This is a genomic window from Corynebacterium sp. HMSC30G07 (genome assembly GCF_001806945.1).
GTDB lineage: Bacteria > Actinomycetota > Actinomycetes > Mycobacteriales > Mycobacteriaceae > Corynebacterium > Corynebacterium riegelii.
This window is the reverse complement of sequence record NZ_KV786473.1, coordinates 134625-155837: the sequence shown is the minus strand read 5'-3', so window position 1 is coordinate 155837 and position 21213 is coordinate 134625. Positions and strand designations below refer to the sequence as shown.

General features: G+C 59.5%; 21 protein-coding genes. 8 read left to right on the top strand and 13 right to left on the bottom strand.

Annotated elements, in window-relative coordinates; genetic code table 11:
* Positions 1–68: 68 nt before the first annotated feature.
* On the top strand, positions 69–890 hold the full coding sequence (locus HMPREF3104_RS08945; RefSeq protein ID WP_070495246.1) for a hypothetical protein: 822 nt from the start codon (positions 69–71) through the stop codon (positions 888–890).
* A gap of 6 nt (positions 891–896) precedes the next feature.
* Here the strand turns inward: HMPREF3104_RS08945 and HMPREF3104_RS08940 are convergent, their stop codons facing one another.
* Positions 897–1370 carry a cupredoxin domain-containing protein gene (locus HMPREF3104_RS08940; protein WP_070495244.1) on the bottom strand — a complete coding sequence of 158 codons (474 nt, stop codon included), beginning with the start codon at positions 1368–1370 and terminating at the stop codon, positions 897–899.
* A gap of 109 nt (positions 1371–1479) precedes the next feature.
* Between HMPREF3104_RS08940 and HMPREF3104_RS08935 the strand changes: the two genes are divergently transcribed.
* The 5 genes from HMPREF3104_RS08935 (at position 1480) to HMPREF3104_RS08915 (ending at position 6461) form a co-directional block, all read left to right on the top strand.
* Complete coding sequence (locus tag HMPREF3104_RS08935) at positions 1480–2688, top strand: MFS transporter (protein WP_070495242.1); 1209 nt, start codon at positions 1480–1482, stop codon at positions 2686–2688.
* Positions 2676–3674 carry a nucleoside hydrolase gene (locus tag HMPREF3104_RS08930; protein ID WP_070495240.1) on the top strand — a complete coding sequence of 333 codons (999 nt, stop codon included), beginning with the start codon at positions 2676–2678 and terminating at the stop codon, positions 3672–3674. Before HMPREF3104_RS08935 ends, HMPREF3104_RS08930 begins: the two co-directional genes overlap by 13 nt.
* A 147-nt stretch (positions 3675–3821) precedes the next feature.
* Positions 3822–4616: a glycosyl transferase family 9 gene (locus HMPREF3104_RS08925; protein ID WP_070495237.1), complete on the top strand. Its 795-nt coding sequence runs from the start codon at positions 3822–3824 to the stop codon at positions 4614–4616.
* 4 nt (positions 4617–4620) lie between these two features.
* The gene (locus tag HMPREF3104_RS08920) at positions 4621–5301 is read left to right on the top strand and encodes an energy-coupling factor transporter transmembrane component T family protein (RefSeq protein WP_070495235.1); all 681 of its coding nucleotides are present in this window, start codon (positions 4621–4623) and stop codon (positions 5299–5301) included.
* Positions 5292–6461, top strand: coding sequence for an ATP-binding cassette domain-containing protein (locus HMPREF3104_RS08915; RefSeq protein WP_070495234.1), 1170 nt, complete (start codon positions 5292–5294; stop codon positions 6459–6461). The genes HMPREF3104_RS08920 and HMPREF3104_RS08915 overlap by 10 nt, the downstream gene beginning before the upstream one ends.
* A gap of 20 nt (positions 6462–6481) precedes the next feature.
* Here the strand turns inward: HMPREF3104_RS08915 and HMPREF3104_RS08910 are convergent, their stop codons facing one another.
* The 9 genes from HMPREF3104_RS08910 to HMPREF3104_RS08870 all read right to left on the bottom strand — a co-directional run bounded on the left by HMPREF3104_RS08910 (position 6482) and on the right by HMPREF3104_RS08870 (position 14861).
* Positions 6482–7612: an AAA family ATPase gene (locus tag HMPREF3104_RS08910; RefSeq protein ID WP_070495233.1), complete on the bottom strand. Its 1131-nt coding sequence runs from the start codon at positions 7610–7612 to the stop codon at positions 6482–6484.
* Between the two features lie 403 nt (positions 7613–8015).
* Positions 8016–8924, bottom strand: coding sequence for a NaeI family type II restriction endonuclease (locus HMPREF3104_RS12120; protein WP_083279039.1), 909 nt, complete (start codon positions 8922–8924; stop codon positions 8016–8018).
* Between the two features lie 8 nt (positions 8925–8932).
* Positions 8933–9934, bottom strand: a complete 1002-nt coding sequence (locus HMPREF3104_RS08900) for a DNA cytosine methyltransferase (protein ID WP_070495231.1) — start codon at positions 9932–9934, stop codon at positions 8933–8935.
* A gap of 101 nt (positions 9935–10035) precedes the next feature.
* Complete coding sequence (locus HMPREF3104_RS08895) at positions 10036–10560, bottom strand: hypothetical protein (protein WP_141738193.1); 525 nt, start codon at positions 10558–10560, stop codon at positions 10036–10038.
* Complete coding sequence (locus tag HMPREF3104_RS08890; RefSeq protein WP_070495229.1) at positions 10545–10754, bottom strand: hypothetical protein; 210 nt, start codon at positions 10752–10754, stop codon at positions 10545–10547. Before HMPREF3104_RS08890 ends, HMPREF3104_RS08895 begins: the two co-directional genes overlap by 16 nt.
* A 45-nt stretch (positions 10755–10799) precedes the next feature.
* Positions 10800–11792: an L-lactate dehydrogenase gene (locus HMPREF3104_RS08885; protein WP_070495228.1), complete on the bottom strand. Its 993-nt coding sequence runs from the start codon at positions 11790–11792 to the stop codon at positions 10800–10802.
* 17 nt (positions 11793–11809) lie between these two features.
* Complete coding sequence (locus HMPREF3104_RS08880; RefSeq protein WP_070495227.1) at positions 11810–13192, bottom strand: amino acid permease; 1383 nt, start codon at positions 13190–13192, stop codon at positions 11810–11812.
* A 58-nt stretch (positions 13193–13250) separates the two neighbouring features.
* On the bottom strand, positions 13251–13862 hold the full coding sequence (locus HMPREF3104_RS08875) for a hypothetical protein (RefSeq protein ID WP_070495226.1): 612 nt from the start codon (positions 13860–13862) through the stop codon (positions 13251–13253).
* Between the two features lie 39 nt (positions 13863–13901).
* Entirely contained in the window at positions 13902–14861 is a 960-nt protein-coding gene (locus tag HMPREF3104_RS08870) for a hypothetical protein (RefSeq protein ID WP_141738191.1), read from the bottom strand.
* Between the two features lie 42 nt (positions 14862–14903).
* Here HMPREF3104_RS08870 and HMPREF3104_RS08865 point away from each other — a divergent pair, with 42 nt between their 5' ends.
* Together HMPREF3104_RS08865 and HMPREF3104_RS08860 are read left to right on the top strand one after the other, a co-directional pair.
* Positions 14904–17153: a DEAD/DEAH box helicase gene (locus tag HMPREF3104_RS08865; protein ID WP_070495224.1), complete on the top strand. Its 2250-nt coding sequence runs from the start codon at positions 14904–14906 to the stop codon at positions 17151–17153.
* A gap of 100 nt (positions 17154–17253) precedes the next feature.
* Positions 17254–18459 (top strand): amidohydrolase, encoded by a 1206-nt coding sequence (locus HMPREF3104_RS08860; protein WP_070495223.1) that lies wholly within the window; start codon positions 17254–17256, stop codon positions 18457–18459.
* 117 nt (positions 18460–18576) lie between these two features.
* Here the strand turns inward: HMPREF3104_RS08860 and HMPREF3104_RS08855 are convergent, their stop codons facing one another.
* The 3 genes from HMPREF3104_RS08855 to putP are packed head-to-tail and all read right to left on the bottom strand — an operon-like array spanning position 18577 to position 21197.
* Positions 18577–19062 carry a DUF2269 domain-containing protein gene (locus HMPREF3104_RS08855; protein ID WP_070495222.1) on the bottom strand — a complete coding sequence of 162 codons (486 nt, stop codon included), beginning with the start codon at positions 19060–19062 and terminating at the stop codon, positions 18577–18579.
* A gap of 11 nt (positions 19063–19073) precedes the next feature.
* Positions 19074–19682 (bottom strand): HNH endonuclease family protein, encoded by a 609-nt coding sequence (locus tag HMPREF3104_RS08850; protein WP_070495221.1) that lies wholly within the window; start codon positions 19680–19682, stop codon positions 19074–19076.
* 6 nt (positions 19683–19688) lie between these two features.
* Positions 19689–21197 carry a sodium/proline symporter PutP gene (gene putP / locus HMPREF3104_RS08845; RefSeq protein WP_070495220.1) on the bottom strand — a complete coding sequence of 503 codons (1509 nt, stop codon included), beginning with the start codon at positions 21195–21197 and terminating at the stop codon, positions 19689–19691.
* Positions 21198–21213 lie beyond the last annotated feature (16 nt).

The window sequence follows — 21213 nt, the reverse complement described above, 5'->3', positions numbered from 1 at the left end:
TCCGCATCCGCGCCGGTTGTGCGTCGTGGATGTCCACTGATGTGCATAGTCAGAAAGGTAGTTCTACCGTGAGCTTTTTCGAGGACATTGCTGCAGCCTTAGACCGCGACGGCATTGAGTCGCGCGTGCATGATGAAACCATGTTTGTGCCGATTACGGCCGATGTGGAGATTCAGTTTGTTGAGATAGATCCGCACTTGCCGGCGGCGAATGTGTATATCGCGGCGGCTGATGTGGATGAAGACGATGATGAGTTTGAAGCCATCTTGGTCTCTGTGGTGTTTTCGGTTGAGGACGCGGTGGACACCGTGGCTACGCATATGGCAACGGACCAGGTGGTCACGGTGCTGGCGGACCTGCTTGAGGGCACCGATGAGCGCATTGGGGACCTGGAGTTTTTCCAGGACGGGCTGAACCCGGATCTGGTGCGCGCCGAGGTTGGTGACAACGCTGAGCTGCACGTAACCCTGCAGGTTATAGACGGCACTCCTAGCGCTGAGGTGCAATTCGTAGTGCTGGCGGATGACCATGAGGACTTGGTGGATGACGCAATCGGTGAGCTGTGGGAGTCCGATGGGGACGCAGAGCTGACTGAGGAGGACCGCCTGCGTCTGTTTGAGGTCATCCAGTCCGAGAGTGTTGAGGACGCTGAGGTGTTGGATCTTGGCCAGTTCACGGACTTTGACCGTCTGTTTGATGTGCTCTCGCTTGCCGCTGATCAGGCAGAGGACTGGGAGACGCAGCTTTTGCCGGTGGACGAGGACGATGAGCCCGACGTCTACGACATCTTCGGCCACGACCATCCAGACGAGGACGACGAGGACTTCGATGACGAAGACCTCGACGACGAGGACGACGAGGACGACTTCGACGAGGACGACGAGGACTAGTCGCCCTTAGGCTGCGCTCAGCCCTTCGAACATGGATGATGGGGACTCGATCGGGTTGAACTTCCCGTCGACCAGCCAGACGTAGCTGATGCTGCGCCCGCAGGTTAGCTCATGGATAGCGCCGGCGTTTTCGGGCGCCACCATGGTGCGCACCCACGCTTCGGCCAAGCGGGAATCTACCGGCACCCCAGCGGTGTCGGAGACACGAACCTCAATCAGGTAGGCGGGCACCTGGGTTTGTCCGTAGCCGCGGATCCGGGCCCGTGCTCGTGGCCCGACCCGCCGCCGGGTGATGGCTGCGGTGAGCTGTGGTCCTCCGGCAAATCGCGGCAGCGTCTTCACCGGTGGGCGCCACGCCGCGGTTGGGCGTGACAGTGAGCGTGGGTGGTGCACGATTGCTTGCAGCGCCTCAACGGCGGCGGGGAAGCGGTTTTGGATCTCGGCGGACAGGTCAGTGGAAATAGCTTTGGTAGTGAACATGGCTCACACACTAAAACCTGACCCCCACACACAATCCACAAATTAGAACACCCGTACTATTTTAGCGCTTTGAGGTGGATGAACATTTCGGGCTAGGCTAGTCGCTAACATGACTCAAGTTATTCCTCATCCGGCGCAACCGGCACCAAAGATCCCGCGAACAATCTGGGTGTTAGTTGCCGCCGCGTTCATCATTGCTTTGGGCTACGGCTTCATCGCCCCAGTGCTGCCGCAATTTGCGGCGAGCTTCGGCGTCTCCATGGCCGCAGCAGGCGCTGTGATTTCGGTGTTTGCCCTTGCGCGCCTGCTTGGCGCGCCCGGTGCTGGCGTGCTGGTGGACAAGCTCGGATCGCGCCCGGTATACCTCACTGGCTTAAGCATCGTTGCGGGCGCGACGTTCTTCGTCGCTTTCGCGCAGGCGTACTGGCAGATCATGGCGTTGCGCTTTATCGCGGGCTTCGGTTCAACCATGTTCACGCTGTCTGCGCAGGCGCTCATTGTTCGCGTAACCCATCCGCAGATCCGCGGGCGTGCCAACGCGCTGTACGCCACCGCCTTTTTGCTTGGCAATATCTTCGGCCCCATCATTGGCGCGGCCTTGTCGTTTTTGGGTTTCCGTGTCCCGTTCGCGGTGTATGGCATCGGGGTTGGCTTGGCAGCGCTGTTGGTGTGGGTGCTTACGAATAAGCCGAATTCGAACGCTGTGTTGCCTAAGCCGAAGCCGGCGATGCAGCTTGGTGCAGCGTGGGCCACGCCGACGTATCGCGCGCTTCTGGCTAGTGGTTTTGCTAACGGGTTTGTGAACTTCGGTGCGCGCGTGGCCGTGTTGCCACTGTTCGCTGCTTCTGTGTTCACCCACGGTGCGGCGGCATCCGGCCTTGCGCTCACCGCATTTGCGTTTGGCACCGCGGTGACCTTGCAGTTCTCTGGCCGGCTTGCAGACGTTGTGGGTAGGCGCCCCATGATCATCGCCGGCATGATCACCGCTGGTGTGTTTACCGCGGCGCTGGGCTTTGCCACCAGTTTCTGGCCGTTGATGATCCTTTCCGTCTTGGCGGGTGTGGGCAGTGGGTTGATGAGCCCGGCGATCCAGGCGTCCTTGGCCGATGTGATTGGTAATGATCGCTCTGGCGGCAAGGTGCTTTCCACCTTCCAGATGGCGCAGGATGCTGGACAGATTCTTGCGCCCGTGTTGTTGGGTGCTGTCGCCCAGGCGTTCGGGTTTAGCGCGGCGTTTGGCGTGTGCGGGGTGCTCTTTGGCGCCACGCTGATTGTGTATCTTGTGCTGGGGAAGGAGACGAAGCCGTGCAGCGCGTAATTTTGGATTGTGACCCGGGTATTGATGACACGTTCGCACTCATCTACCTGTCTGCAGCAAACCATGCGGGGCAGTTAGAGCTTGATTGCGTGACGACGTCCGCGGGAAACGTATCAGCCGCCCAGTGCGCCCAAAACGCGGCCTTTGTGTTGGCGCAGTGTGGGCTGCGCACCATCCCGATTGCCGCGGGGTGTAACTCTCCGCTGCAGTGGCCGCTGACCACAACCCCGGAGACCCACGGCGAGACCGGCCTTGGCTATGTCGAAGCACCAAAGCGTCACGTGGAGAAAGACTGGCAGGAGCTGTGGATCGATGCCATTGAGCGCGGCACGGATGACTTGCACCTGATTGTGACAGGCCCTATGACCAACCTGGCAGTGTTCGCCCACCAGCATCCCGCGCACTTTGCGCGTCTGAAGCACATCACGGTGATGGGCGGGTCAGTGAACTACCCGGGCAACACCACGCCGAATGCGGAGTGGAACTTCTGGGTGGACCCGCACGCAGCCAACGAGGTCTTCCGTCTGGCGCACACCCCGATCACGCTGTGCCCGCTCAACGTCACGGAGCAGATGTGGCTTGCCCCGGAGCGTCTTGAAGCAATCGTGAAGCTCCTCGGTACGCAACCCATCGCGCAGAATCTCAAGGAGATCGTCCGGTTCTACTTTGAGTTCCACCAGGACGTGGGGGAGGGCTACGGCGCCCAGATCCATGACCTGCTCACCGTGCTGGTTGCTTTAGATCGCGTACCGGCCACCACCGAACCTGCCTACCTGCAGGTAGAGGCGGACTCGGAGCTCATGCGCGGGGCAGTATCGGCCGATATCAAGGGCATATTCGAGCACGCACCCAACGCAGCGGTCCTCACCAGCAGCGACATCGACGCAGCGTGGGCAGAATTCGAGCAATCCTGCCGCGTGCACGCAGCGTTTAGCGCAGGCGATCCCACACTCGCCGCGGGCTATCACCGCAAGGCCGAGGATTAGCCCACGCATTAACTCAAGCAAAAAGCTGCTAAACTTCCCCAGCGATTCCACTGCGGCCGAGGTGACATAGGCATAGCAGGGGAGGTTCCTGTTTCTCGTTTTGCCGAGCGCTCTTATGCTCTCGCAACATCTTTGGAAGGCCCATCAATGTCACAAACTGCCACCTGGACGCCAGCGCGACGCGCGCTTGTGATCGCCGGCGCTGTCATCATCGCAGCCACCTGGCTCTACCTCGTTCTACTGCGCCCCACCGATTGGGACACCGTCACCGGCTCCACCCAGGGTGTCATCACGCTTCTTGGCTACGGCGTGGGCACGATCCTGCTGCTCATCGCCGCTGTCCCGGTGCTGCCGGCCCGCACGCTGGGCCTTATCCCCATCGCCATGATCATTAACTCCGTGGTGGGGGAGATCGTAGGCTCGATCGGTCTGCCGCTGTACATGGACACCATCGGCACCGTGTTGGTCGCGGCCCTGGCAGGCCCGGTCGCCGGCATGACCACGGGTGCCCTGAACAACGTGGTGTGGGGTCTACTGAACCCGGCAGCCCTGCCGTTCGCAGCAGGTGCTGCGCTGATCGGCTACCTGGCTGGCGTGTTCATTCACAACCTCAACGCGTTTAAGAACATCGGCCTCGTCGTGGTCTACGGCCTTGTGCTCGGCGTGATCGGTGGCATGGTTGCCGCCCCAGTTGCAGCGTTTGTCTACGGCGGCACCGCCGGTGTTGGCACCGGTGCGATGGTCAGCCTCTTCCGTGAGATGGGCGCGTCCCTGATCGCCTCTGTAACCACCCAGGCGTTTATCTCTGACCCGGTGGATAAGGTCCTGGTCATGCTGATCGCGTTTTTCACCGTCAAGGCACTGCCAAAGCGCACGGTGAGCGCGTTCGCGCCGGGCGTGGCAAAGCAGACCGAGCAGACCCAGCCAACCCCGCAGGTCTAACCCCATGCTGAACCCCTTGACCGCGCTTTCCTTGGGCGCCTCCGGATGGATTCTGGTCATGGGGTTGAACCGTCCCATCGTTTCCGCCGCGGTACTCGCGATAGCGCTGATCCTAGGCACGCTCAAGACGCGAAACTTCGCGCTCATCGCCGCAGTCACCGCGCTGGCTGTGCCGGTGGCGTTGTCGATGGTGCTGATCCACGCTCCCTACGGCCAGGAACGTATCGCACCGTTAATCACAAAAGACGGCCTCGCCATCGCAGGCGTGCTTGCGTTGCGATTCTCCGCCCTCATGGCCTGCATCCTCTCCGCCGGCGTGTTCATCCGCGTACCCGACCTAGCCAAGGTGTTGCAGCTGCGCCGCGGCGGCAACCGCCTGTCCTACATCGCGGGCGCCACACTCCAGCTCATTCCGCAGGCGAGCGCGCGGGTGCGTGCGGTGCGTGACGCGAACCGTCTTCAAGCACGGCCCATCACCATCAAAACGGTGGTGCCGCATGTGATCATGCCGGTGCTTTCAGAGCTGCTCACACTCAGTGCCCACCGCGGCCGCGCCCTTGAAACCGCAGGCTACGGCATTGCTGGCCCCCGCACGGTCTTAATGCCGGTGCATGATTCCACGTTGCAGTGCATCATCCGCATCGCAGCCCCCGTGGTGTGTTTGGGGGTGGCGATATGGATCTAACCGCGCTTGAGCAGGCGCTTTCCACGCAGAAGCAGGTGGTTGTTACCGGCGCGTCCGGCTCGGGCCTAAGCACCCTTGCCAACCAGATTCATGACACCTGGCCCAACGCCGCCGTTGTTGGCCAGGACCCGATCGCACACCTGACGTTTCTGCGCGACACCGTTGCCGAAGAGGTAGCCATTGGCCTGGAGCAGCGCGGCGTCCCGCGCGAGGAAATGACCCGCCGTGTCAACGACATGCTCGCGCGTGCGGATCTCACCGAGCTTGCGGAGCGCAACCCCGCGAAGCTTTCCGGTGGGCAGACGCGCCGCCTGGCGATTGCGTGTGTTGCCATCATTGAGCCGGAGATCCTCGTGCTGGACGATCCGTTCGCGGGTCTGGACCCGGATTCCGCCGCGCGCATCCAGTCGCTGTTAGACAGCCTGCCCTCGCGTATCGTCGTGCTCACCTCCCGCGGTCAGGGGCATTTTTTGCTTATCGACGCCACGTTAAACCCCCCAACCACCCCCACCCCCATAACCCTGCCAGAACCAGTAGAGCCTTCTGGTTTGCCGGCGCTGGAGCTGGGGGAGGTGGCCGCAACCCGTGGCCAGCGTCCCCGCAAGTGGTGGCAGTTCCGTGCAGACACCACGCCAGTGTTTACCGCGGGTCCGGTAGCACTCGCGCCACGGCCTGGGGAGGTGCTCTGGCTGCGCGGCGCAAACGGCACCGGCAAAACGACGCTGCTGCGCGCCCTCGCAGGGCTCGACGACAACCCCGGCATTGCCAACACCCATGGCGTAAGCGTGTCGTTGGCCTTGCAACGCGCAGCAGACCAGATTGCCGAGGTCACCACGGCAGGCTTTATCAACAGCCCCGACGCGCTAGCCCGCCTAGCGGATCTGGGTGTGACTCTGGACCCAGAGGAACACCCGCTGGACCTGCCGGCAGCGCACCTGCGGCTGGCGCAACTTTCCCAGGTATTCGCACAGGATCGGCAGTTGGTGTTGCTTGATGAGCCCGACGTGGGCCTAGACAACACCTGCCGCAGCATCGCTCACCGGCTGATCGCCGACGCACTCACCAACGGCCAAGCCGTAATCATGACCTGCCACGACGAATCCTTCGCCGCCGAAGTGGGCCAGTACGCCACACTCCAAGAGCTGTGGCTCGGCGCCTAGCCGCCCCTAGTCCTTCGCGCTTAGTCCCACCCGGTGTCTCGGGTGCCGCTGTTGAGTAGGTGATGAGCCATGTGCGGAATAACAAAGTTCAGGTATCCGCGCCGTGGGCTGTATAGCAGCTCACGCTCTATAAGTAGCTGGCGCACGACGGTGAGGTCTTGAGGTCGTTTGCCTAGAAGCTCAGCGATTTGACCGGTTGAAACTGGCGAGGAGTCCTCCTGAATTTCAGCCATGGCGGTGAGATAGTCGGTTTGCGAGCGTGGGACCCCGAGGAGTGCTGGTCCGTGTACTAGCTGGCCAAGGGTATCTAGAACGGTTTCTGTCACTGCATCTACATCGAATGGCTCGATGATGCTGCGGTTGGCGGAGCGTACTTCCTCAACCAGGTGGAATCCTAGAAGCTGAATAAGGAAGGGGTAGCCGCGAGTTAGAGCAGCAGCCTTGTCGAGAGCGTCGCTGTTGAGGGTGATATTTACTTCGCCTGCTGTGGACGTCAGGATCTCAATAGTTTCTTGCGGGGTCATCGGGGCAAGGCTTACATGCTGAGCTCGCCGCAGAAAAGTAGTGCCCGGATGTTTGAGCAATGAGTTGATCCCATCGGGCAATCCGGCTGCTGCAAAGGCGATGTGGCGGTTGTCCCGTCGTAAGTCCTGGATGGCCGATGAAAGTTCCCACAGTTCGTTAGGGTCGGCGCTTTGCACCTCATCCAGCGTGATCAAAACACCGGAGCGATCGCCGACAACATCGCACAATTGATTAAGGACAGAAATGAGGGATGGTATTGGTTGGGGAGTGTTCCGTTGCTCAGTTGAAATGGATCCAATTCCCGCGACACTGATTCCTGTGATGCGTCGGCCACCATTGTCTTGCTGGCTGACTTTTTGAATGGCTTCGGGAACGATTGTGTTCACGAGTGGACCGATCAAGTCGTAAGGGTGAGCCCGGATGACTATCCAACCGTGTTGTGCAGCAGCATCTTCCAACTCGTTCAGAGTAATGGTCTTGCCGATGCCCCTGGGCCCAGAAATCAAGAGGATGCGACGCGGATCACCAACGCTGCCGTCTAAACTTCGGGAGAAGCGCGTGACCACGGACTCTCTTCCGAGCACCACTGACGGAGAGACACCGAATGTGGGAGTGAAGGGGTTCATGAAGATCCGATCGTCTGCCTGCCGTGGACTTTATACTCTATATAGAGAATATATTTGTTATACACCGCCGGGAATTTATACTTTATATACAATATATACAACGGCGAGTTTCGGCAGGTCCTGACTTGGCTCAATGGTAGGTGATGAAAATCACTCTTGACATTGTGGCCTGTGGGTATGGGGTTGTGGTGGTGGAAAGTTCGGCACTAAGCGGGTAGTGGTGAGGGTAATCAGTAGTCTGATTTTGCGAGTCCGTACATCCGCACTGTCCAGACTGCCTCCAGGACAACCGCAGTCCAGGTGGTGTGGGACGAGCATCACGGGTTGAAAAAGCTGCAGTGGGAGGGCTAATTCTGTGCACGCGCTGTCGCATTCATTCGTTGCTTGCTTTATGTCGTTCTTGTCATTCCATGGGGATACGAGGGGCAGGCACTACCGGATCGCTCTGGGTTGCAACTCGCCACAGATGGTTCCCAATTGTGACTGTGCGCCCAGAAAATCCTGGTTCGGCAGGATGTACACGCACCGAGAGACTGTCGCCTTCGTGGCAGACGGGGAGTTCAAGTGCATGCGCGATCCGTTGGTGACGCTTGTAATCGCCAAGAATGAGAATTCCTTCAGGTTGGAGATTCGAGCGGGACCCGCCGTTATAGCGAATCCGCTTCATGGGATCCTTTTGTTGGGCGACGGTGTAGACAACACCGCGGGGAATGAGCTCCTGCTGTACGAGACGGAAGAGATTGTCCAAGCGAGCCTGCCCACTCGACTGTCCCATAATGAGTTCGAGAGACGAAGGTTCCAGCATGAGGAGAATGTTCTTGGGGTAATGATGCTCCATCCAAGCCCATGCAATCGAATCTCGACCAAGTTTGTTGAGGGTGCGCTTACGGTCCCGGTTAGCTCCAGCATTGAGCACTTCAGGCGTTATTCGGAGAAAGCCAACTCTAAAGAGGGCTGCCTCTTCACTAGCGTGGCAGAGCATGGCGACATGTCCCATTGCTTCATCAGGGATCATCCAACCGTACGGTGCCTTGGAGTATTTACAGTCCACCTCGTGTCCGAGGATTTTGTAATCCATGTGATCGCCGTCGGATATAAAGCTGTCGAACGTACGTCGGATATTGATCTCCAACAAGGAACCAATGTGGGCGAGTTCGGTTTTGCTTAAATCTGATGGTCGAAACCGACCGGTGTGTTGGCCGTCGTAGGCCTGATCGAAAGTTTGTCGAAAGACACGCCCCATTTCTTCGCCATCAGCAATTCTGGATCGAAAAAACTCAGCTAACTCTTGTGCGATTGGATCGTTGATCATCGCTCAACCTACGAGACCCGAATCTGTGGTGCAGCCGCCAACCCTTCGCTGAGCGCAGCACGTATTGATTGGCCGATTGCTTCTGCAACTGGGGGCGGGAAAGCGTTGCCAACTTGCCTCCATTGCGCCGTTTTCCCTCCTTGCCATTGCCAATCGTGTGGGAACCCCTGTAGCACTCCGCCCATTGGGACCGTCAGGCGTGGCATGTTGTCTGGGTCGCCGACAGGGAAATCTGGACCTGGCGCTTCGTCGGCGATAGAGGACCCTCGGACCCCCATCAGTTTCCAGGCTTCACGGGCGCGGGTGGGGCCGACATCTGGTCCGCCATGCTTCTTGGAGCCGCCTACGAGTGTTGGGGCGACAGAAGTGGCCTGCTTCGCCCAATCTTCAGCACCCGGCCAACCTGCTGCACCCATCATCTCGCCTAATGCCTCGCCAACGCTCACGCGGTGATCTAAAGGCTCTGGCCAACGGAAGTGGTGGGCGAGTTCATTGCGCAAAGCGACAAGGATGAAACGTGGGCGCAGCTGGGGCACACCAAAATCCGCGGCCTGGAAAAGATCCCAAAAGGTGGTGTATCCAAGGTCATCTAACTGGTCGATGATCTGTGTTCGGTAGTTGTCGAACCGCTTTTGAGACAAGCCTTTAACGTTCTCCAGCATCACTGCATTCGGTTGGATCTCGTCAATCAGGCGCAACGCTTGGGGAAACAGGTCGCGTTCGTCATCCGAACCGAGTTGTTTACCTGCGATGGAAAATGGAGGACAAGGGACTCCGCCAGCGAATAGATCAATCTGACCGCGCCACTTCGTGCCGTCCAAATCATGAACGTCTTCATGGAGAATCTCCACGGTATCGCCGCCCAATTGCTCACGATTGGCGTGGAGGGTTTTTACAGCCCAGTCATCGATTTCAACCATCGCTTGGTGGGTAAAGCCTGCGCGCTCCAAGCCAAGTGCCTGACCTCCAGCGCCGGCGCAGATCTCTAGCGAGGTGAACCGTTGCTCCATTTGTCCTCCAGTTTCTGATGCTATGAACCTTAAATCAATCTAGCCTAGGCAGTCCACACATCATTCTATGGTGCAAATGTATATTCTAATTTGGGTCGTAGCTACTGCTCATCCGGTACGAACTTTCCCGCGACGTGGTCTCGTGTGCCGTGGTTGCAGACAATGCCGTGCTCGCCGTTGAGGCAGTACCAGGTTTCTGGTCGGCCGACGTAGGTTGCGGTTTCTTCATGGTCTTCGTAGACGAAGCTTTGGATAACGTTTGGGGCGGGGTGACAATCGTCTGGATCAGACGCAGAAACCACATACGTGCCGCTCTTGGCCCGGAAGTAGTTGCAGTAGGTCATCCCAGGTTCAACGAAAGGCGCGAAATGTGCGGCCGGATCAGTGATCGGGGCCGGGGGATTCGCCGGGTCAAAACGGTGGGAAGAATACTGCCCGTTCGGAGCAAGCTCCAGCCAGTAGCGTGCATCCGCATACTTTGAGTTGGCTACACGCAGGTTGTCTGGTCCCTCGACGCGAATCGTGCCGTCTGCAAAGTGGAACAAATCGAACTCGCCGAAAGACACTTTTTCGCCCGGCGCGAGTATGGCCGTGTCTTGCAGCAGCATGTCTAGAGAGGAATCCACGACAACGAAGCCGTAACCAGCCGCGGTGTGGACAAAGCAGGGAAAATCGCCGTGTACATCGCGCACGCGTTGCCGCCCTCCTCAAACCACACGGTTTGAGACTGAGCCATCGGATTATCTGAGAACTGTTCTGGGTTGTTGAAGTCCTCAGGGTTGCGCTCCACCAGGATTGCTAGCGGCGTTGTGATGCGCATGGGGGCAGTATAGGGGGCAACGTGGCGTCGATAAGCAAAAGCCCCTTAGTCGGTCAACCCGGTGGACTCGACAACCTTGCGCAGCGTCTTGGCGGAGGTGTCGAACTTGGCAAACTCGTCTTCAGAGAGGCGAAGCTCCACCACATTGCGCACACCGTCGCGGTTCAGGATGGTCGGGGTGCCAATGTAGATGTCGCGCTGCGCGTACTCACCCTGCAGTAGGGCGGAAACCGGAAGGGCGACGTCCTCATTACGCAAGATGGCGCGGGTGATACGAGCCAGCGCAGAACCAATGCCGAAAGAGGTGTTGCCCTTGCGCTTGATGATGTCGTAGGCCGCGTCGCGGGTCTTGACAAACATCTCATCAATCTCGTCGTAGATACCCGGGTTATTCTCCGCTTCCTTCTCCAACATCGCGTGCAGCGGCACACCAGCAACCGTGCCGGTGGAAATTACCGGAAGCTCCGAATCGCCGTGCTCACCAATGATGTAGTTGTGCACCGCACTCGGCGCCAGGTCGAAGAACTTGCCCAGGTTGTGGCGCCAGCGAGCCGTATCCAGCACCGTGCCGGAACCAATGACCTGATTCGACGGTAAACCGGTCTGCTTCCACGTGACGTAGGTCAGCACATCCACCGGGTTGGTGGCCACCAGGTAGATGCCGTTGAAGCCGTTGTCCATGATGGACTTGTTGATGGACTCAAAGATCTTCACGTTGCGGGCCACCAGGTCCAGGCGGGTTTCGCCCTCGCGCTGCGCTACGCCAGCACAGTTCACAATGAGCGCGGCATCCTCGCAGTCTTCGTAGGTGCCAACAGTGACCTTGATGTTGTTGCCGCTAAACGGCACGGAGTGAGCCAGGTCCTCAACCTGCGCCCAGGTTAAGTCCTGATCAAGATCAATGATTGCCAGGTGGTCAGTCAAGCCCTGGTTGAGCACCGCGTAGGCGTACGCGATACCAACAGCACCTGCGCCAATGAGCACAATCTTGTTGCCGGGAGTGACATGTTCTGGAAGTGATGCATTCGTTGCAGTCATGCCACCTAGTCTAGGCCCTATTTGGCTTCAGGAGGCAGTGAGAGCATTGCTTGTGGACGCCCAGTTGCGAAATACAACAACGACATAATGCCTAGAAACGCCACACCCACACCAAGTGCCAGGTGGTACTGCGGCAACCACACCATAATGCCGAAGGTGAACAGGATAAACGCGATTGAGAAGTACTGCCCGTAGGGCCAGAACGGCACGGGGAATCGTAGCGATTCGACTTGGGTGGGTGTCATCTGGCGCCTGGACGCAACCTGCGCCAACAGGATCATCAGCCACACAAAGACAGTGGCGAAGGTGGCTAGGGCTGCGATGGTTTCAAACACATTGGGGAACATGGCGTTGAGTATCACGGCGATGACAAGCACGATCAACAGGGAAACGGTGGTCATCACCGGAATGTCGCGCACCGTCTTTGCCATTGCGCGCGGGGCGAGGCCCTCCTTAGCCAGGCCGGTGAGCACGCGGCCGGTGCCAAACAAGTCCGCGTTAATAGCGGAAAGGGCAGCGGTGACAACCACCAGGTTGAGAAGACCAGCCGCCCAGGTGACGCCGAGGGTGTCAAAGATCTGCACAAACGGGGACTCTTCACCCGTGATGGTGCGCCACGGATTCAGCATCAAAATGATCAGGATAGCCAGTACATAGAAGAGCAAAATACGCGCAGGCACCGTGTTGACGGCCTTGGGAATGGACCGGTCCGGATCATCGGCCTCAGTGCCAGCAACACCGATGATTTCCGTGCCACCGAAGGCGAAGAGCACGAGGATAAACGCTGCAATCATGCCCTGCGGGCCGTTGGGCATAAACCCGCCGTCATTCCAGAGGTTGTCCACACCCGTAATCGCGGGGTTCTCACCAAGACCGAAAGCGAGGATGGCCGCGCCGCCCGCGATCATGGCCACCACGGCGGCAACCTTGATCAGGGTAAAAGCGAACTCCAGCTCGCCGAACCAGCGCACACTGGCCAGGTTTGCCGCGCCGATGATGAGCAGTGTGACCGTAATCCACACCCACACAGGTGTATCCGGGAACCAGAACTTCATATAAATGCCGATGGCGGTCAGATCCGCCAGACACACAATCATCATCTCGAAGGCGAACATCCACCCCGTGATGTAGCCGCCCAAACCGCCCAGGTGCTCACGGCAGTACACGGCAAACGAGCCGCGCACCGGGTGGCGCACGCTCATCTCACCGAGTGCTCGCAGCATGAAATACACCACCGCGCCGCCAAGCAGATACACCAACAGCACAGACGGGCCGGCCGCCTGGATCGCGCCAGCAGAGCCGTAAAACAGGCCCGTGCCAATCGCACTACCAAGTGCGATGAAGTGAATATGTCGATGTGTGAGCCCCCGGCCTGGGGAGCGTTGCGGCGCCGTGGTCATGTGCCAAGGTTAACCCTTGGTTGTCCACAGCAAGACGTGAGGTGGCTGTGAGGATTTCTCAAGGCGTGAAACGGGGCGAGGAATACTGGCCAGAAGAGGTGAGCTCAAACCAGTGGCCGTCGCGCTCGCCGCGGACGGTGCCGTCGGCGTTGATAGTAAACGTGTACTCACCAAGCGTGACCCGCTCATTCGGGTTGAGTGCTTCGTAGTGGGTCGGACCATCCGTGCCCAACACCTTGGTGGTTTCAAAACCCTCGCCGTCGCGGAAGGAAATGTAGTCCGCCGGCCCCTCGTTGAGCTCCACGTCAGTTTCATTCGGCGGCAACGTGCCTGTGAACTCGGCGTTGCAACCAAAGTACTCCGCCGGCTTGACCACGCAGCGGTTAAACGTGTCACCGAAAACAATCGCGTACATGTGCTTGTATGCACCATCAACCACGAAGTCTTCCGGGTTGCGCTCGGTCAGCGCTGGGGCGGACTCGGTTGTTTCTTCCGGCTGCTCGGTAGCGTCCGGCTGGTCTACCGGTGCCGCGCTCAGCGTTGGCTCAGCCAGCTCGTTTTGTTGCGCCTGGTCAGTGGAATCTGCGCCGGTGCAGGCGGTGGCGCTAAGGACCGTAAACGTGGCGCAAGCAAGCGTGGCAAGAGCGCGCCGGGAAACCTGAGACTTCATGGCTGCGATGCTACGGCACTCACGTGCAGGTATGTGCCGTTACGGCAGCCGGTGGATCTCATCAAACGGCACAGCCACAACTTCGCCGTTGCCTACTGACGCCGGCTCACCACTCGGGCTGCTGTCACCGCAGCTGAGTTTGCCGTTTGCGCCGATGTATTCCTCGCCCTCGTAGAAGTAACGGCCAGTGCAACCCCACCCCTCAGGGGAAGTCCAAAATGCTGCCTGGCCTTCAGTCTCACCAAAGTGCAAAGCCTTGCGGTAGCCCTCCATCACATCCATGGCCGTGTCGCAGTTGGTGCCGTCTTCTACGGCTATGACTGCTAAAGCATCCCCAGACGGCGCGTGCAACACCCCGCACTGCGTGCCAACATCCACGGGTTCTTTGGACTGGGCGATGCGATCTTCCGGGTCATCATCGAACTGAATTACGGAGTTATGCACCTCCACGCCCTGGCCGTCACGCTCCACACGAAAACCACCGTTGTGCAGGTGCGTAAACGTGGTGCCATAAATGGTTACGCGCTGGCCAGGTTCAAGCCCCGGTGGTGGGGAAGCGAATCCCTGAGAGCCGGGGGAGTGACCAGCCTGGAACTCGCCCAAGTCATAGTCAAAGTCAAACACGTTTGAATACGTTGCATCTGGCCACCCGCCGTTGAACTGCATCTCGGGCAGGGGATAGCGAAACATCACCTGACACGACGTGAGTAACTGGCCCGGGTAGTCCGGGTCCAACGATTCGTCTTTGACAAAGCAGCCGGCAACACCAGAGTTGCCACCCACCACAGCGCCATACCCGTTAGCAAACAGCTCCGGGTCAACATCTACGTACCCGTCATCCTCTTGAGCTGCGGTTATCTCTTCGTCCGGCGCCTGAACGTCTTCGATGGGGACGAAGGTGGGAGGGGGAGTCGACGCGGCGTCGTTACGCAGGGCACTGGGCACGCACCCGGCGAGCAGAAGTGTGGCAGCGAGCAGGGGGACGGTACAACGTTTCACAAATAGCAGAGTAACGCGTCCGTGAGTTAAGGTATGCAAGCAATGAGCATTTCCGAAAACGCCACCGGCGGCGAGAATGAGCCGGATGTAAACATGTCGGAAAATCAGGAAAACCCGCAGGATGTCGCAGCCGATGCTGCACGTGAGGACACCAGGGATGCGGGAGTTTCTGAGGATACCGGCGCTGCGGAGACCGCAGCCAATGCCGAAACTAATGAGACTGAGCAGATTTTGAGCCTTGCAGACGTAGTCGGGGTTGAGGCCCACGAACTTGTGCAAGAGCCTGAAGCCGAAGAGGCTTCTGAAGAGACTGAGACTGAAGCTGAAGAGACTGAAAAGCCGGAGAACGGGTTTGAAAACCTGGGCCTGCCGGAAGACGTTGTGGACGCGGTCAAGCGCGTTGGCTTCGAGCAGCCCTCTCCAATCCAGGCGCAGACTATTCCACATCTGATGGAAGGCCGCGACGTTGTCGGCCTCGCGCAGACGGGTACTGGTAAGACCGCAGCGTTCGCGCTGCCAGTGCTGAGCCAGATTGACCCGAAGCAGCGCCACCCGCAGGCACTCGTGCTTGCGCCGACGCGTGAGCTGGCACTGCAGGTGTCGGACTCCTTCCAATCTTTCGCCGACCACCTTGGCGGCATCCAGATTCTGCCGATCTACGGCGGCCAGGCCTACGGCATTCAGCTGTCCGGTCTGCGTCGTGGCGCCCAGGTGATCGTGGGTACCCCGGGTCGTGTGATCGACCACCTGGAGAAGGGCTCGCTGGACATTTCCAACCTGCGCTTCCTGGTGCTGGATGAGGCCGATGAGATGCTGAACATGGGCTTCCAGGAAGACGTTGAGCGCATCCTGGAAGACACCCCGGACAGCAAGCAGGTTGCACTGTTTTCCGCGACGATGCCGGGCGCGATCCGCCGCATCTCCAAGCAGTACCTGGACGATCCGGTAGAGGTGACGGTCAAGAGCGAAACCCGCACTAACACCAACATCACCCAGCGTTACCTGTTCACCGCGCACCGCAACAAGCTTGACGCGATCACCCGCATCCTTGAGGTGACCGAGTTTGAGGCGATGATCGTATTCGTTCGCACCAAGAACGAAACCGAGGAGCTGGCCGAGAAGCTGCGCGCCCGCGGATTCTCCGCCGCAGCTATTAACGGTGACATTCCTCAGCAGCAGCGTGAGCGCACAGTTGATCAGCTTCGCGACGGTCGCTTGGACATCCTCGTGGCCACCGATGTGGCCGCCCGTGGCTTGGATGTGGAGCGCATCTCGCACGTGCTCAACTACGACATCCCGAACGACACTGAGTCTTACGTCCACCGCATCGGCCGCACCGGCCGCGCGGGACGTACCGGTGAGGCAATCCTGTTTGTCACCCCGCGCGAGCGCCGCATGCTGCGCTCCATTGAGCGCGTGACCAACGCAACCATCGAAGAGATGGATTTGCCGACGGTGGATGAGGTCAACGAGAGCCGCAAGACCAAGTTCATGGACTCCATCACGGAGTCCCTGGAGGCCTCTGACCTGCAGGTGTTCAAGACCATGGTCCGCGAGTACTCCGCAGCGAACAACATTCCGATGGATGACATCGCTGCAGCCCTGGCTACCCAGGCGCAGGCTGGCGATGAGTTCTTGATGAAGGAGCCGCCGCGCGACAAGCGCGACCGCCGCGACCGTGATCGTTTTGACCGTGATGATCGCCGTGACCGTGGCGGGCGTCGTGACCGTGACCGCTTCGATCGGGATGATCGCCGCGGTGGCCGTGGTCGCTTTGCCAACGACAGCGAGAACTTTGACACCTACCGTCTTGACGTGGGCAAGCGCCAGCACGTGCGCCCAGGTGCCATCGTTGGTGCCCTGGCAAACGAGGGTGGCTTGAGTTCCAAGGACTTTGGCCGCATCACCATTGGCGGTGACTTCACCCTGGTGGAGCTGCCGAAGAACCTGGACAACGCCGTGCTTGACCGTCTGACGGATACGCGTATCTCCGGCCAGCTGATCAACATCCAGCGTGACCACGGTGCGCCGCCGCGTGACCGTGGTGGTTACGGCCGCGACCGTGGCCGTGGCGGCTGGGACCGTGATGACCGCGGCGGACGTGGCTATGGCCGCGACCGTAACCGTGGCGGTTGGGACCGTGACCGTGATGACCGCCGTGATCGCGGTGGTCGCCGTGACCGTGACCGTTTTGATCGTGATGATCGCCGCGGTGGTCGTGGCGGTTGGGACCGTGACCGTGATGATCGTGGCGGCCGTGGTGGCTTCCGCGGAGGCCGCGACCGCGACTAACGCTTGTGCTTAGCGCTGAACCAGCGCTTAAGCGTGTAATCCCGCTCTGCCGATTGGTTTGACCCGTTAGGCAGGGCGGGGTTTGTGCTTTTATGGGGTCATGGCTGAACAGACTCTCACAATTGATTCCATCCAGGACTGGTCGGAGGCCGTGTATAAAGACTTTCACCAACATCCTGAACTGAGTATGCAGGAAGTGCGGACGCGTCGTCGGATCTGCGAAGAGCTTGAGGCGATGGGCATTGACCCAATCGAAATTGGCGGCGGGGTAGTCGGCACCATCGAACGTGGTGAAGGCCCGACGGTGCTGATGCGTGCGGATTTTGACGCGTTGCCGGTGAGGGAAGAGACGGGGTTACCGTATGCGTCTACAAGCGAAGTGCTCGACGCGGACGGGCAGAAGGTTCCGGTCATGCATGCGTGTGGGCACGACCTTCATACTGCGTCGCTGCTGGCTGCCGGGCGGCTTCTGAGCGGGTCGGGGCAGGAGTGGAGCGGCACTGTGCACTTGCTGTTCCAGCCCGGCGAAGAGACTGCTGAGGGCGCGGCTTCTATGGTTGCTGGTGGCTTGACCTCCAAGATCACCCCGCCTGATGTGGTGTTTAGCCAACACGTCATCTGCGGCGATACGCCGGCCAGCAGCGTTGCTCTGCGCTCCGGCGCGTTTATGTCCACTGCTACCAATGTGGAGATCACGTTTTATGGCGTTGGTTCTCACGGTTCCATGCCGCACTTGAGTGTGGATCCGATTCTGATGGCCTCGTCTGCCGTTATGCGTATGCAGGGCATTGTGGCCAGGGAGGTAAATCCCAACGAGTTTGGCGTTGTCACGGTGGGCGTGATCTCGGGTGGGTTAAAACCCAACGTGATTCCGGAAAGCTGCACGCTGCAGCTCAACGTCCGCGCCTACAGCGACCAGGTTCGAGAGCAGATTCTGCAGGCCATTGAACGCATTGCTGTGGCGGAGACGCATGCGTCCGGCGGCAAGAAAATGCCAGACATCACCTGCTACCAGAGCTACCCGCTGACCAAGAACGACGACGCGGTCACCGACAGGGTGGCGCGTGCGTTTCGCAATGCGTTTGGCAGTGAGCGCGTGCTGGAAAGTGAACCGCTGACGGCGTCGGAAGACTTCTCCGTGATCGCCGACGCGTTCGGCGCGCCCTACTGCTACTGGGTGCTCGGCGGTGCAGAAGCGGGCGTGAGCGTGCCCAACCATAGTCCACACTTTGCGCCGCAAATGCAGCCGACGCTGCGCACCGGGGCAGAAGCGTTGGTGGCGGCTGCGCTTGAGTTCCTCGACTAATGCTCCTCGCTGATGTTTGTGACTGGCCGAGGCAAAAGGGCAAAAGAAAACGCCGGCGGGCGCAGCGGTGAGGCTGGCCAGCCGGCGTAAAGCGCGAAGCGCAAGAACAGCGAAGCGCTAGAACAGGTCCGCAGGCAGGAACATCAGGACCAGGACCAGGACCCACATCAGGTTGAAGATGCCGGCACCGGCAGACGCCTTTGCCTTGCACTTTTCAAAGTCACCGGTGACATCAGACGGATCGGCATCAGCCGGGTCGAGAGCGCCCAGGGAACCCATCATCTTGCGCTGGTGCGGAATCACCATGAAAAACAGCAGCGCCCAAGCGATGACGGAAAGCACGATCGCGGTGTGGAGCCAGTAGTTGGTGCTGTAGGTGTTCCAATCAAACGCCATGACCACACCACCGAGCAGCGGCACCAGCGCAGAAAGCATGCCGTAGTTCCGCGAAATCTTGTGAAGAACGGAGGCGCGACCGGTGGCCTCTTCGCCGCCAGCCTTCGCGCGGGCAGCTTCAGCCGGGAACATCGAGGTGGCGACGACAACCGGGCCAAGAAGCACGATCGCCGCGGCGACGTGCAGGAAGACAAAGAGAGTATTCATGGGCAAATACCTTACAGGGAACGGGCAGAAAGTACCCCTCGGGCGCCGGAGCAGGCGCGTCGCATGGCCTTGCGGTCCTCGTGGGACAACGCCAAACCGTAGGCGGAAGCCACAGCAGAAAGCTGTTGGGCGTATGGGCAACGGGAGCGCCACGCGGGTGGCATCCACTCACCAGGCAGCTTGTCAGACTTGGACTGGTTGGCGCTTCTAGAAGTCACCACCAGGTTCAACGGGTCGTTCGCAAACGCAAGCCGTTTTTCCGCAGGCCACGTGGCTGCGCCCATGTCCCACGCAGCAGCAAGGGGGAAGAGGTGATCAAGTTCAACGTCTGCGGGCAGGATCGCAGCACCGGTATAGGGATCACGGATAGGGGCGGCGTCCCACTCCAGATAGGGAATGTCGCAGGGTTGCCCCCAGGCCGTGGCCAGGGCAACGTCGCGGCTCGTACACGCACCCCCGGAGCCGGGGGCGGTGGCCCAGCTTGCGCCGAAGGCTTGTTGGCGGTTGTAGTTAAGCGTGGTGGTGCGGGGGGACAACGGGGCGTCGATAAGCAAAAGCCCCGTTGGGAACGGGGCGAGAGCAAGAGTGCAAACAATGAGGATTCGAAGGAAAAGCTTCATACCTCTTTAGACTGCGGGAAGTGCCTCCTGGTTCCCGGTGACGCGTTCGAATTCTTCCTCAACCCCCGGCTTCGGTGTGGTGGCCAGGGAAACCGCAACCATGGCGATGGTGGCAAAGGCCACGCCTGGGACGATTTCATAGATGATGTCGCCGAAGTAGGTACCCCACACGAACACGGTGACCGCGCCGACAATCATGCCAGCCAACGCACCCGGGGCGGTGAGGCGACGCCAGTAGAGCGACGCCAACACAACCGGGCCGAACGCCGCGCCGAAGCCAGCCCAAGCGAAGCCGACCAGACCCAAGATGGTGTCAGACGGGTTGAGGGCCAACAGCATGGCCACCACGGCAACCAACACAACCATCAGGCGCGAAAGGACCAGAAGCGTGGTCTGGCTGGGTTCCTTTTTGAAGATGCGATACAAGTCCTCAATAAGCGCCGACGACGTGATCAGCAGCTGCGAAGACATCGTGGACATAATCGCAGCCAACACCGCCGTCAGGATAATGCCAGCAACCAGCGGGTGGAACAGCAAACGAGCCAGATCAAGGAAGATCGTTTCAAAACCGTTCTGGTCCGTCACCGTCGCAGAGGTAGTGCCGAAGTACACGGTGGACACCAGCGCGGTGAACACAGCGCCAGCGAAGCAGATGGTCACCCAGATAATGCCAGTGCGGCGGCCAGCCTTTGCCTCAGACGCCGAACGCAACGCCATGAAACGGGTAACAATGTGCGGCTGGCCAAAGTAACCCAAGCCCCATGCGAGGTTGCCAATGATGGTTGCAGCAGACACACCCGCGATCATGTTGAAGTACTGCGGGTTGCCCTCCGGCCACGGGCCGTACGGGTTGGACGTGGCGTAGGAGAAGATATCGGCAGGATTATCCACCGCAAACAGTGCCAAAATAGGCACGATCATAAGCGCCAGGAACATCAGCGCACCCTGGACCACATCCGTGTAGCTCACCGCCAAAAAGCCACCGATGAAGGTGTAGAGCACCGTAATGGAACCAACGATCAACATGCCGGTGGTGTAATCCCCGCCAAAGGTGGACTCGTAGTAGCGGCCACCTGAAACCATGCCGGAGGAGACGTAGAACGTGAAGAAGAAAATGATGATCACGGCAGCGGCGAAACGCAGCGCACGCGAAGAATCATGGGTGCGGTTTTCAAAGAAGCTGGGCAAGGTGATCGAGTTATTGGCCACTTCTGTGTAGCTGCGCAGCCTCGGTGCGACCCACTTCCAGTTGCACCAGGAACCCACCAACAGGCCGATAGCAATCCACAGCTCACTCATACCGGAGACAAACAGCGCGCCGGGAAGGCCCATCAACAACCAGCCGGACATATCGGAGGCGCCAGCGGAAAGCCCCGCAACAAACGGGCTTAAGCCGCGGTCCGCCAGCACATAGTCGTCATACTTCTTTGTCTGTAGCCAAGAATAGAAGCCAATGGCTACCATGACCCCGAAGTACAAAACGATGGCAAGAACCAGCCAGAAGTTGTCAGTCATGTGCAAAGACAGTACT

Excerpts from the sequence above, each read along its gene's own strand:
- HMPREF3104_RS08900 (WP_070495231.1), bottom strand. The coding sequence starts at position 9,934 with ATGGAGCAACGGTTCACCTCGCTAGAGATCTGCGCCGGCGCTGGAGGT.
- putP (WP_070495220.1), bottom strand. The coding sequence starts at position 21,197 with ATGACTGACAACTTCTGGCTGGTTCTTGCCATCGTTTTGTACTTCGGG.
- HMPREF3104_RS08865 (WP_070495224.1), top strand. The coding sequence starts at position 14,904 with ATGAGCATTTCCGAAAACGCCACCGGCGGCGAGAATGAGCCGGATGTA.
- HMPREF3104_RS08875 (WP_070495226.1), bottom strand. The coding sequence starts at position 13,862 with ATGAAGTCTCAGGTTTCCCGGCGCGCTCTTGCCACGCTTGCTTGCGCC.
- HMPREF3104_RS12120 (WP_083279039.1), bottom strand. The coding sequence starts at position 8,924 with ATGATCAACGATCCAATCGCACAAGAGTTAGCTGAGTTTTTTCGATCC.
- HMPREF3104_RS08880 (WP_070495227.1), bottom strand. The coding sequence starts at position 13,192 with ATGACCACGGCGCCGCAACGCTCCCCAGGCCGGGGGCTCACACATCGA.
- HMPREF3104_RS08935 (WP_070495242.1), top strand. The coding sequence starts at position 1,480 with ATGACTCAAGTTATTCCTCATCCGGCGCAACCGGCACCAAAGATCCCG.
- HMPREF3104_RS08915 (WP_070495234.1), top strand. The coding sequence starts at position 5,292 with ATGGATCTAACCGCGCTTGAGCAGGCGCTTTCCACGCAGAAGCAGGTG.
- HMPREF3104_RS08890 (WP_070495229.1), bottom strand. The coding sequence starts at position 10,754 with ATGCGCATCACAACGCCGCTAGCAATCCTGGTGGAGCGCAACCCTGAG.
- HMPREF3104_RS08855 (WP_070495222.1), bottom strand. The coding sequence starts at position 19,062 with ATGAATACTCTCTTTGTCTTCCTGCACGTCGCCGCGGCGATCGTGCTT.
- HMPREF3104_RS08940 (WP_070495244.1), bottom strand. The coding sequence starts at position 1,370 with ATGTTCACTACCAAAGCTATTTCCACTGACCTGTCCGCCGAGATCCAA.
- HMPREF3104_RS08925 (WP_070495237.1), top strand. The coding sequence starts at position 3,822 with ATGTCACAAACTGCCACCTGGACGCCAGCGCGACGCGCGCTTGTGATC.
- HMPREF3104_RS08885 (WP_070495228.1), bottom strand. The coding sequence starts at position 11,792 with ATGACTGCAACGAATGCATCACTTCCAGAACATGTCACTCCCGGCAAC.
- HMPREF3104_RS08860 (WP_070495223.1), top strand. The coding sequence starts at position 17,254 with ATGGCTGAACAGACTCTCACAATTGATTCCATCCAGGACTGGTCGGAG.
- HMPREF3104_RS08850 (WP_070495221.1), bottom strand. The coding sequence starts at position 19,682 with ATGAAGCTTTTCCTTCGAATCCTCATTGTTTGCACTCTTGCTCTCGCC.
- HMPREF3104_RS08910 (WP_070495233.1), bottom strand. The coding sequence starts at position 7,612 with ATGAACCCCTTCACTCCCACATTCGGTGTCTCTCCGTCAGTGGTGCTC.
- HMPREF3104_RS08920 (WP_070495235.1), top strand. The coding sequence starts at position 4,621 with ATGCTGAACCCCTTGACCGCGCTTTCCTTGGGCGCCTCCGGATGGATT.